Source organism: Legionella gresilensis, from assembly GCF_900639865.1.
Lineage (GTDB): Bacteria > Pseudomonadota > Gammaproteobacteria > Legionellales > Legionellaceae > Legionella_C > Legionella_C gresilensis.
Map to the genome: position 1 here is coordinate 1 of NZ_CAAAHX010000016.1, position 11,839 is coordinate 11,839.

The window sequence follows — 11,839 nt, forward strand, 5'->3', positions numbered from 1 at the left end:
TGTTTGCAGTATTTAAACTATTGTTAAAAATAGTTCTTATTGATGTTTATTTAAACGAAACATTTCGCGACACCGACGGCTTATCCACAAAAATAGTGGATAAGCTTGTGGAGAAGAGTAATTAATTCTTTTATTTTAAAGTATTTTCTATAATGCTTCATTTTTACATTGTTGTTTAACGGTCAGGCAGTAAGTTGGCTCCAAAGGCAATATAATTTAGCACATTAACTTTAAAGAATAATAGATTAATTTAAGCTAACCCTGCTGATTTAAGGCAAAATATATATTACAAAACCTCAAATCATAATTTTAGGAACTCTGCAGGTAAATAATGGGAGTATGGCAGATTACAAGGTAACTAATACGCTTAATGCTTGCTGTTTAAATTAAAGCTAAATTCACCACTATTCGTTTAAACCTATTTGCCTTAAACTATTATATTGATTTTATCTGTACAAATACTATTTTAGTGTTCTTTTATTATCACTGTTAGGAAATTTTATGCCGTTGTTTCGTTTCCATACTTCCAAAGAGCTTAAAAATTTATTTCAAGAAAAATCTCTAAAAGAGTTAAAAGAACTTAATCAGCACTATGATAAGCTTTTTGAAAATTTTGGTAAAAGGGAAACAAGTATTTATAACCAAATTAATGCGATTAACCAAGCAATTATTGCTAAACAATTAGAAATAGCAGAGCATGAAGATGTTGAGCATCAAGCTCAAACATACCGACAAAATGTATTAGATAATTTACCGGCAGACCCAGCAAAAAGATATTTAATTCTAAAAGGAATTGCATATGGCCATGATAAAGGGCCTGAACTTCGAGAAGAATTAAAATCTTTAGAGCAGAGTAAAGTCAATTTAACCGGAAGACAAAACATGTTAGGCGCTGAGTTCCAAGCATGTATAAAAGAATTTAAAATCATCAATGCTGTAATTAACGAGAAAGAACTTGACTTAAAAGCGCCAAAATTTGCTTTAAGTTAAATAAATTTTCATTTAAGTATATTAGTTTCGATATGATCTGACAGATGTCTTGAAAAAGAGAGAATTTCCAGTTTGATAGTTTCAGGACCTCTATTTTAAAATAGAGTCGGCGGTAAATTGCTAGCTTCATCCAAACCATGGATAATTCTGCAAACTGAATGGCATCAATTTTTAAATGTAAGGCTATATCCGAATTAGGCCTTAAACTTAAATTCTCTTAAGTCACATAAACAAATAAAATTAATCTTTACGTAACATTAATTAAATGACCAGTTAAGTGACTAATTTACAGGTTTTTGGGAGTAGGTTAGGGGTAGTTCCATAACGGGTCGTTTCAATTATGTTCTTACTTTAAACTAATGCCAAATTGGCTACAATTCGCTTAAGTCTATCTGGATTATCATCGACATAAATAGAAGTTGTGACAATGGAAGCATGACCTGCTAATCTTGAAACTGCTTTAATATCGACCCCTTGCTCAATAAGTTTGGTAATAAAGGTTCGCCGGCCCGAGTGAGAGCTAGCGCCCAAAATTCCTGCCTTATCATACATTTTTCGAAACCATTTTTGTAAGGTATTGGGTGTAAAGCGACTGCGACGTTGTGTTTGAAAGAATGGTTTGTGACGAGCTACGTTATTATCTTTTAAATGATTAAGATAAGTTTGTAGCGTTTCTCGCAATTTCTTGTTACTCAAATAAGCATAACGTTGTTTTTCACCTTTGGTCATAGAGCGTTTAAGGCAAATTTCATCAAGTAGGCGGTAATGGCTATCAGCCACATCAGCAATCGTTAAATAAGCAATTTCTTTGGCTCGCAGCCCTAAGCCAAACGAACAATAAATCATTGCAACATTGCGAATAGCAAATGTACTATCTTTAGCCACTGCTAAGAGTCGTCTGAACTCCGCATCTGTTAACACTTTTGCTTTACCTTCTCTAGCCACAATTTTTAATCTAAATTCCTGAAAAAATAATATTTTAACTAAAAGAGGCTCTCTTGGCAAAAATAAAAACCTGTAGTCTTTAAAAATGCTTGCTGTAATTAAAGAGGTCCTTAATTATCTATTTTAGGTTGTCTAATAATTTTAATATTAAATATAAGAAATTATTTATGGCTATTAATATAGTACTAACGAATTTTTACTTAATCATAGAATTAACTTAATATTGAACTGCTAATTTCATTATAGTGATCGATTAAATTGTAAAATAAGCAAAAGAGACAATTACAAAATTTAGAACTTTGTAGAAGGAGCAGTAAAGAAAAGAAAGAAAAGATAGATTTTAGTAAATAAATTAATTTACCTAAAAATTTAAGATGTAAGTACATCTTAAAGGGGATGGTAAGTAACAAATATAATATTAGGTCATTATTATTTATTTTGATTTTCGATACTTGGTTGAATACTTATTAATAGTGCAGTATTTTATTGCTCTACAATGATAAGGAAATACCATGTTACGTTATAAAATAACTGGAATTGCAATTGTATTGCTATCTAAAGTCTTATTTGCTGGAACAATGGGTGCTATGGACCTAACACCAATTTGTGTTCCTGGAAGCAGTATAATTCCTTGTGTTACTAATGCGTGGGATATCAGTGCAAGTGCACTCTATTTAAAGCCAAAATACGGCGATAAATTAGTTTACCTTGGTGTATTTCACGATCAGAATTTATCCCATAATATTGCTAAAAAATCTAGGGAATGGGATTGGGGTTATAAAATAGAGGCTTCCTATCATTATAGTACTGGAAGCGATCTTAATATTAATTGGTCTCACTTTAACCAATCTATAACAAATAACACTACCTTTACTGTAGGATCATTTGGGATAGCATTACCTTTAACATATACGATTAAACCAAAATGGAACTCGCTTAATCTAGAATATGGGCAGATAGTTAATTATGGTGAAAATAGAAGCTTTAGATTTTATGGCGGACTACAAACTACTGAATTAGATAGTGATGCTTTACTCAATTTGCCTCCTATCTTTATAGGAGGTATTACACGTTATGTAAGCGCAAGTGGCGATATAAAATATCATAGCATCGGTCCAAGAGTTGGCCTAGATTACTATTCCAATTTTTTGGGTAATTTTGGTATATATGCAGATGCCGCTATAACAGTGCTTTTCGGAAATGGACAATTTCATAGAACAAGTTTTATTAATGATATCGTTTTGAGCTACAAAAGTGGTTCAAGGAATCTTGTTCTCCCTGAATTTGAAGGAAAAATTGGCGCGCAATTTATTTTCCTTATGGGTCGAAGTTATTTATCTTTTAACGCTGGCTATATGTTAGTTGATTTTTTATCCGGTACAGATAGTTTATCAACCAAAGGATTTGGGGATATTTTCTCCTTAAGTGGAGTTTATATTGGGGTTAAGTGGGCTGATAGTCTATAAATGATTATTAGAAATCATATCTTATTTTAATCCTTTTAATAGGCTGTCTTATTTTTAACAGCCTAATTAAAGTAAAAATGTTAATTGTATTTATAAGCTAATAAATTTTCATAAAAAACTTAAGCACTTACTTCTGTTAATTTCTTAGATCGAGATACTAGACATTTTTGAGCCTGTTTTTTATAAGAATCAATTTCTGGAAATAAAATACATAATTTTTCCCAGTAAGATAAGGATTCTTCAAGTTTTTTCTGTTTCATTAGCGCAACAGCTAAAATTCTTAATGCTTGTATATTATCTGGATCTTTATTATAGATAGATTGAGCAAGTTTAATTTGATTTTCCGAACTTTCTGCATCCTTTAATTGGTCTGACATTTTTCTCAGAATTAAAGTTTTTATTTTTAAGACTTGCTTATCTTCTGGAGCTTCATTAATTAACGCTACATTTATCTCCCATGCTCGTTCGAAATCTCCTTTTTCTAAAAGGATTTTTATATTTTCTAAAGCTCCTTTTATAACTGATTTAGAAAGACTTTTAATTTGAGCTGGTTGGTTGTCTTTGGAATTAAAATATAACTTCATTTGTTGTACAGTAAAAAGGGCTTCAAGAAAATTATTAGCTTTCAATGCCGCTTTTGTTCTTAGTATCCATGCATGTTTATCTTTACTCTCTAAAGTTGTTGCCTTAATCAACCAATCTAAAGCTTCGGAATATTGATTCTTTGCGAAAAATGAGCGACCCATCAATAATGCTATTCCAGGAAAAGTTCGATCTAAAAATGATATATTCATTCCCGCTTTTATTGCTTTATCATAATTCGCATTATTATAAGCATCTTTGAGCTCGCTACGCTGATTTAGAATATATTCACGTCGAGCTCTAATAGCTAAGTTCTGTCGGGGCTGGATTAATAACAAAGCGCTTAAGTAATTCATCCACTGCTTAGAATTTTTCTGGCGAAAATTATGATCTTCAATAAAATTTAACCACTCTGCTGATATTTTAACGATCATTTTTTTAACTTGGGGATCATCAGGCCATATCTCTGAGGCTTTTTGCAGGCTTTTCGCAGCAGATAAAATAAAGTTATGATTTAGTGCAGTTCTTGCAATAGAAATAATTTCATCAGCTGAGATGGAAGACACTCTTTCAATCAAAAGTTCTAAGCTTTTCTCATCTGCTACTGTCGCAAGCATTCTATTTAAAGCGGATATAAGATTAGAATCATTAGGAGATATTTCTAAAGCTAAGTTAAGCCATTTAATTGCCTTCTCAAAATCATTTTCTTGCTCAAAAAGCAGCGCTTGTTGAGAAGCTGCTTCTAACCTGAAATCTTCAAATTTATATAACTGTTCCCAATAAATACTAGCTTTAATTGGCTCACCTAAAGCTTGAGCCGCCATAGCTGATAGCTTAATGACTTCAGGTTCATAAAACTCTTCCTCAAAAAGAATATCAGCGTTATTTAAGACATCATTAAATTGTTTAAGGTTAAAGTAACTTTTAATTAAAGTAAGTCGGCTATCATTACTTAGCTCTTGATTTTCATCAAGAAACTTAAAATTTTCTATCGCTCTTTCATAATCATTTAAATAATATAATATAAGGCCAAAAAATTCTTTAGCTGCTGAGAATTTAGGATGTTTGCGCATTAAATTATTAAGCTGCTGAAGTACAGTCGTTATTTCACCTTGCTCGTATAATTCTTTAAGGCGTTCTAATTCATTATTTAAAATATTTTTGTCATTTTCAATTTCCTCATTATGTAAGCCATTTATATGCAAACCATTTAGAAGAGGTTCAATATAAAGTCGTTGTAAATCATTAAAAATTCGATTTTCAAACAATGGCGTGTAATGAGTGCTATCTAAGCCGTTTTTTTGTAAAGAGAGAGATTGACCAAGTACCATCATAAGATGTGTTGGGTTGTAAACTTTACATCCAATATCTTTACCTGTTTTCTCAATTGTTTTAATCCAACTATCGCGAGAACTAATATATGACATATCAGGTAATTTAACATTGCAATGAGTAATATAGACAACATTTTTTACCCGATTTGTGATTTCTATCATATCTTGTTTAAGTTCATCAGGAGTCATTTGTTTAACTGAAATTTTGCTTAATAACTTTTGCTTTTCTTTGGGGTAAGCTTTATAAATGGGATCATTTTGTAAAAAGCCTAATAATTCTTCTCGATTTGCTTTTGCAGCTAATAACCAAAATTTCTTTGTTCGTTCTTGATCTAAAAAAAATTCTGAAAAATATACATATATATAATTCATTTGTACGTATTCATCATTAACCATAGCAACTTTTGCAGAGGAAATTTCGACAAAGTACAGATCAGATGGCGTTGTTTGTTTCCTTAATTGATCTTTATTAAAGCGTAGTCGGGGAGATAGAATTGGATGAATTTCTTTTGATGGGAGGTAATCGCCTTGTAAATATTTGAGTTGTTGTAATGCTTCAGCACTAGTATGAGTAAAACCATAAATATCTGCAGTGTTTAATTGTGAATAAGTTTTAGAATTAAATTTTTTAAATGGGTTATGTATGCGGCAAGAACCGATAGGTGTTATTTTTATGGTCATAATATTTCTCGCTACTTTCGACTAAGTTTTATATTGTTAACTAATGCTATCTGTAGTACAGATTTACTTATTAATCTTTTAAGTTAGATACTTTTATTCTTAATTAAGAATAATTTAGCGGAATTCCAAGTCAAATTATTATAAATTTATATTCATAATGTTAAGAGACTGTATTGGAAAAATAGAATATAGTTAGGTAAAATAAGCTTTAATTGATTTTAAAATATAATTAAGTAATTTTTATAAAGCTTCTTAAAGGTAAGTCTTCACCTACTAAAGAATAATGGATTTATTTAAATCATTAGCCACTTCCTTATAGCTTCTATCATTTTTAAATATAAATTAACTGTTTTTCATCTTGGTGTCTATCTACTTTATAAGGTCGAAAAATAATTAAAAATGTATATTCTGGTTTATTATAGCTAAAAAATTACTAAAATTCTTATTTATCTGTTAACAGATAAGGATTGAGCGCTAGTGATGTTTTCTAGAACCTCTGCTAATAACTACATATGATCGTATAATTATTTTGGTTAACTCAATATAAGTTTGATAAATAATAGTATTTATAATGTTTTTATATTACCGTTATTTTCGATCTTCCTGAGGAAAGTATTGCTCAATTATTTATTAACGAGTTTGGTTATGGTGTTCTTACCAAGGAATTCGTAGAACCTTATATAAAAACAGGCGAGTTACAGGTTCTTAATCAAGGAAAAACTTATACCAACCCTATTACTTTAGCTTGGTATAATAGAATTGAACCACCACATTATTTCACAGCTATAATTGACGCTATTAAATAGTTCTAATATAAAGCTATTAATTATTCGTTTTACATTTAGAAGTGATGTGGGATTATTTCGATTTTTCCTAATTTGTATTAGTACCAATTTATAATTTTATCCAGGCATAAATTTTTAAAGTGAACTTATTTAAATTGATTTAATATAACGCCATATTCCCCCGCTAAGGCGGGCATTATTAGGATTCGTAATTAGAAAGTTTAGTAAAAAGCTTAAAAATTTCTGCGTCCAGCGTTTACAAAAATCTTCAATATTTTCATTAGGAAATGGGCTTGGTAACTCTTTCAATTCAAAACAAAAATTACTTTTTTCCCAATAAGGAATAGCAAAAAAAGAAGGAGCTTTTGTCTTAAAAGACATTCTAGCTGCAAAATCTGAGAAGGTTACTTTTTGATTTTCAAAATCAATTCTAGGAGCAGCTGGATTCATAGCGCCATCTACTGCAATAGTAATAACATTACGTTGGCGCAAGGACTTGATAATTTGTCTTACTACTTCAGCTTCAGTATTTACGCTAGTTGAAATCAAAGTATTATTATAAGGTAGTGATGGGATACTAGGTGTAGAGGCTATCCATTTATAAGGTAGCCCTAATAATTCTAGTGCCAAAGGCCCAGCGTAAAGGCAGCCAACATGAGCTGATGCTAAAATAAGGCCCTTGCCTAGACTTAATTTGTCTTCAATTTTAAAATGTTTGTCCGCTAGATCTTCAAAAAAAGCCATCGGTTCATCAGCCTGATGAGGTCTACATTCTAGCCAATCCAGTAAGTAATGATCAACTAAGTATCCCCATTTAGCTTTTTCTTCATATAAAGCTCGATTGCTTTCATCCATTGAACTATGATTACTTATAATTTTCCACAACCAGTCAAATCTTGCTTGAGGTAGGTTAACTGTTTCTATTTTTTGACTTAATTGATTTAAGCCATTCTCAAAATTATCAGCAAGTGTTTTATTTCGAATTGTAAGGCTTTCTTCAAATATTATTTTTGCTTCATCAGTACGTTGTGCTTGCACTAAGGCTGATGCTGCATATCGCTTCCATTTTACGGAATTAGGTAGTAATTTTACGACCTCAAGCATTTCATTTGCTGCTTCTTCATAATTTCCAGTAAATTTTAATGCTCTAGCATTAAGTAGTCTTGTATGTGGATTTCCTGGTAAAAGTACTTTTAGTTTTTCTAAATATTGCAGAGCGTTAGAATAATTTCCACGTCTGAATAATAAATCACCTAATAAGTTATTGATTTGAATATTGTCTGGATCAAGCTTGTGCGCTTTACTAAGAATTGTAATAGCCTCATCTTCATTATTTTGGTTTTTAATATTTATTTTTGCCAAGAGTAAATAGAAACGTGCATCTTCGCAGCTTAGTTTTAGTAGCTGATTAATAATCTTTTCTGCTAAAGAATATTCTTCGCTATCAAATGCAATTTGTGCAGCTATAACTCCAAGATCTATTGATTGATTAGTTAGAGTGAGATTAGAAATATATTTAATACATAGCTTAAATTTTTCTGCTCGTGATAAAGTTAGAAGGGCAATTTTTAATAAACGGTCATTCTGTTGGTAAGCAAATTCATATTGCTCAGCTAACTTTAAAGCGTCATCTAGTTTATTGTCTTGCAGCAGAAGTTGGATTAATTGAGCAGCAGTATCGTAGTTACCTTTATCAATATCTAAAATCTTTCTTAGATAGACACAGCCTTCCTGGCGTTCATTTTGTCTAATTAATAGACTACCTAGGGTTGATAAGTCTAGTACAGAATTAGGATGTTTATTTAAAATTAATTTAAGTAATTTAATAGGCCAAATAAAATTCTTTGATTTTATTAACGGAGAAATCACCATACGACGTAGCCAGGCACAATCACTATAATTATCCCAAGAAAGGGATTCAAATGTAGTAAAGCCCAAATCAAACTCTTGGATGTTAAAATAAATTAAACCTAATTTCATGAGTTCAGATGGGGAGAGGGGAGGTGATTGGTGCTTTATTTTTAATAAGGCTTCTGGCCATTTTTTTAATTGTATTAACTGGTCTAGGTCGTTTAAAGATTCTTTAATTTCCATCGTGTTTTAATCTTATGTTTTTATTGAAATTTTAATAGCCGTTTTTAACAAAGATATTAAAGTAGCAAGACTATATAGTACAATTAAAATTAATAAAAAGAGTTTAATAGTTTGAGGTTCAACAGGTATTGGCGAGGTAATTGGTGGAACAATTGTAAGAAAATATTGTCGCTGATTAAAAACTTCTGATTTAATATCTTCTACTGATTTAAGTGCAACTTCCCATTCTTTTTCGGCAAGATCTCTCTCAATTATAGCGCGCTCAAAACCTGCTAGAATTTTATTCATAGACCAATTGCCATTGTCTACTAACCGCATGTTTAAATTTTGTTGTTGCTGATGAAGTACAGAAAGGTGATCTCTTAAACGATCAACAACAGGACTATCTTTTACATTAGCTCGTTTATAAACAGCAATTTCCCTTTCCGTTTGTTTTATTTTTGCTTTAATATCATTTAAATTAGCGTATATAGCAGCCACAGTTTCTCGAGGGTTTAAATCACGTTTTAAAATTTGATAACTAACAATTCTTTTTCGAGCAACCTGTAAAGCTTTTTCTTTTAGGGTAAGATTATATTCTGCTTCTTTGATTTTATCTCCAAACATTCTGTTTGATAAAGAATTTACCCAACTCTCCGCATATAACAATAATGCATCAGCAAAGTACTTAGCATCTTTCTCGTTTTTAGCTTGGACTTTTATCTTTAGTATTCCTTCTTGAATATCTATGGCTACTTTTACTCGTCGTTTATAATAATAGTAATCGTCGTTACCAATTAATTTGTTAGAAAATGGCCGCGATAAAAAATGAGTATTAGCGTTTTTAAAATAACTTATAAAACCTTGTTCTTTCTCCATCCGATTCATCATTTCGCGAGAAAAGATATACTCTCTAGCTGAAAAAATATTTTGCATAACGTTGGGGCTTACTGATGTAGGTATTATTGAAGAGCCTATTGTATTATCATTTAAACTATTGGTTTTTATAGTTACGATAGATTCAGCTTCATAAAATGGAGTAGTAAATAATTTTGTAATGGCTGCCAAAAGAGCAGAGATTAATATTAATAAAAGAATACGTTTTAAAAATAATTGTTTTCGACGGTGATGTTCAAAAACAATAGCTTGTCTTGTTTCATTAATTTTTTCAATACTAGGAAGCTTCTCTAAAGCAGCAGTTTTTTTCTCTTTTTCTAGGTTATCAAGCTCTTCTTGCCGCTGACGTTTAAATTGCTCAACCCGTATTTCACGTTCACTTTCAGCTTTTTCCCTTCGCTCTTTAGCAGCAAGCTCAGCAGCAGCTAAGCGTTGTGCTCTCCAAGCCTGAATACGCTCTTCATTAAATTTTTTTTTCTCAAGAAGCCTTTTTTCTTCTTCATTATCCATCATCTTTCTACATATATCCTGTCCATGTATTCTGCTATATTAGGCTTAAGTCCTGCTCAAAAAAATAACATGCTTCTTCATATGATTGATACATTTGAATTTGGCCATCTTGAAGAAGGCCATGTTTATCACAAATATTTTGTGTAAGTTTTGGATTGCGGGTAAAAAATATTAAACCTGATTTTTTTAACCTTAATTCTAAAGCTACTTCGCACTTTATTCTAAAATCATCATCACCCACGCTTAATTTTTCATCTGCTAAAAAGAAATCACAAGGGATAGCTAGACTTAAAGCAAAGCCTAATTTGGCGCGCATACTACCAGAATAAGCGCTCATTTTTAAATTCAGCTCAATATCTGATAGTTCAGCAAAGTCCTGACAAAAAGCCCGTAAATCAAATGGATCTAGATAATTTAATTGCGCAATAATTTTTATATTTTCATTTGCTGTAAGAAAAGGATGAAACGCGCCAGCATAACCTAAGGGCCACGCAGTTCTTTTTTTTATTAAAACACCACTATCAAGCTTCAACATACCTGCAAGAATTTTTACTACAGTACTCTTGCCTGTTCCAATACCACCTAGTATACCGACTTTCTGATGCTCTTCAACTAAAAAAGTTGCATTATTAAGGACTATCTGTAATCCACTAAGATTTTTAAAATATTTAGTGCCATTTATAAAACCTAACAAGGTATCACCTAATTTTTTTTCAATTTTTAAATTTTATAGTTCTACCATTTAACTAAATTACAATAGTGTAGTAAATAGAGATTAATAACTGCTTTTCTACAAAAAATTTAAATATAAGTCCTTAGTCGATGCATTCTAATAAATAGTGTTAAACCAGTTACGATAAGTATAAATAAGATAGGCTGATAGTATATAGCCATCCTAGAATGATAACTTAAAAAGGTGCCATCTCTTATAATCTCAATTGACTGAAATAGCGGATTCATAGCTCCTATCTCAGACGCCCATTCGGGTAATTCATTTGCAGTATAAAAAATACCCGAGATCCAAAAGACAGGCCGAAGCATAATTGGCAAAAATTTTTCTACCATAGGATATAGAGCTGCTAATTCAGCTGTAAGACTTCCTACAGCAGCTCCTGTACCCCAGGCACAAAGATAGCCATATATCATTATTAATGGATCATTGCATTCTACCTTATCAAAAATAATAAAATTAAATAAAAAAAGTATTAAAAAGACGAAAATACTATTTAATAACTCTACGAAGGCAGCAGCAGCGAGGATAATTAAAGGCGTAATACTAGGTATATGAAGGATAGTTTGACTTGTTTTCCTAGTTCTCAATATAGAGTTAATAGTATATCTAAAGAGAATATATGAAAGCATTCCAGGTATAAGAAAACTGACTATATCCGTAAAGATAGGGACTTGTTTTCCAACTAGTGAAAAAAAAATAATTAATGCCCCTATCCAGGCTAAGGGATTTATCAACGCCCATATATAAGCTAATGTATCGCCAGAGAACCTAGATTTAATATCCTTAATAATTAAGGTATTTATAATTTCATTCATAATGTGTTTGATATAGCTTTTTATATAA

General features: G+C 31.2%; 8 protein-coding genes. 2 read left to right on the top strand and 6 right to left on the bottom strand.

Translation table 11 applies throughout. From position 1 onward, the window contains the following. The first annotated feature begins 501 nt into the window (after positions 1 to 501). On the top strand, positions 502 to 990 hold the full coding sequence (locus tag E1P04_RS15210) for a hypothetical protein (protein ID WP_131783746.1): 489 nt from the start codon (positions 502 to 504) through the stop codon (positions 988 to 990). A gap of 351 nt (positions 991 to 1,341) precedes the next feature. Here E1P04_RS15210 and E1P04_RS15215 read toward each other — a convergent pair whose 3' ends face one another. Continuing rightward, positions 1,342 to 1,995: a tyrosine-type recombinase/integrase gene (locus tag E1P04_RS15215; RefSeq protein ID WP_242604487.1), complete on the bottom strand. Its 654-nt coding sequence runs from the start codon at positions 1,993 to 1,995 to the stop codon at positions 1,342 to 1,344. Between the two features lie 452 nt (positions 1,996 to 2,447). Here E1P04_RS15215 and E1P04_RS15220 point away from each other — a divergent pair, with 452 nt between their 5' ends. Next, positions 2,448 to 3,401 carry an Lpg1974 family pore-forming outer membrane protein gene (locus E1P04_RS15220; protein ID WP_131783747.1) on the top strand — a complete coding sequence of 318 codons (954 nt, stop codon included), beginning with the start codon at positions 2,448 to 2,450 and terminating at the stop codon, positions 3,399 to 3,401. Between the two features lie 119 nt (positions 3,402 to 3,520). Here E1P04_RS15220 and E1P04_RS15225 read toward each other — a convergent pair whose 3' ends face one another. From E1P04_RS15225 to E1P04_RS15250, 5 genes are all read right to left on the bottom strand, one after another. Beyond that, complete coding sequence (locus E1P04_RS15225; RefSeq protein WP_131783748.1) at positions 3,521 to 5,998, bottom strand: hypothetical protein; 2,478 nt, start codon at positions 5,996 to 5,998, stop codon at positions 3,521 to 3,523. A gap of 935 nt (positions 5,999 to 6,933) precedes the next feature. After that, positions 6,934 to 8,877, bottom strand: a complete 1,944-nt coding sequence (locus E1P04_RS15235) for a tetratricopeptide repeat protein (protein ID WP_131783749.1) — start codon at positions 8,875 to 8,877, stop codon at positions 6,934 to 6,936. Between the two features lie 12 nt (positions 8,878 to 8,889). Next, entirely contained in the window at positions 8,890 to 10,266 is a 1,377-nt protein-coding gene (locus E1P04_RS15240; RefSeq protein WP_131783750.1) for a KpsE/RkpR family capsule polysaccharide export protein, read from the bottom strand. Between the two features lie 31 nt (positions 10,267 to 10,297). Next, positions 10,298 to 10,957 (bottom strand): ATP-binding cassette domain-containing protein, encoded by a 660-nt coding sequence (locus E1P04_RS15245; RefSeq protein ID WP_165482812.1) that lies wholly within the window; start codon positions 10,955 to 10,957, stop codon positions 10,298 to 10,300. Between the two features lie 107 nt (positions 10,958 to 11,064). Continuing rightward, positions 11,065 to 11,811 carry an ABC transporter permease gene (locus tag E1P04_RS15250; RefSeq protein WP_131783752.1) on the bottom strand — a complete coding sequence of 249 codons (747 nt, stop codon included), beginning with the start codon at positions 11,809 to 11,811 and terminating at the stop codon, positions 11,065 to 11,067. Positions 11,812 to 11,839: the final 28 nt, after the last annotated feature.

What these genes read in the sequence shown, in the direction of transcription:
- E1P04_RS15210 (WP_131783746.1), top strand. Translation starts at nt 502, where the DNA reads ATGCCGTTGTTTCGTTTCCATACTTCCAAAGAGCTTAAAAATTTATTT.
- E1P04_RS15220 (WP_131783747.1), top strand. Translation starts at nt 2,448, where the DNA reads ATGTTACGTTATAAAATAACTGGAATTGCAATTGTATTGCTATCTAAA.
- E1P04_RS15225 (WP_131783748.1), bottom strand. Translation starts at nt 5,998, where the DNA reads ATGACCATAAAAATAACACCTATCGGTTCTTGCCGCATACATAACCCA.
- E1P04_RS15235 (WP_131783749.1), bottom strand. Translation starts at nt 8,877, where the DNA reads ATGGAAATTAAAGAATCTTTAAACGACCTAGACCAGTTAATACAATTA.
- E1P04_RS15240 (WP_131783750.1), bottom strand. Translation starts at nt 10,266, where the DNA reads ATGATGGATAATGAAGAAGAAAAAAGGCTTCTTGAGAAAAAAAAATTT.
- E1P04_RS15250 (WP_131783752.1), bottom strand. Translation starts at nt 11,811, where the DNA reads ATGAATGAAATTATAAATACCTTAATTATTAAGGATATTAAATCTAGG.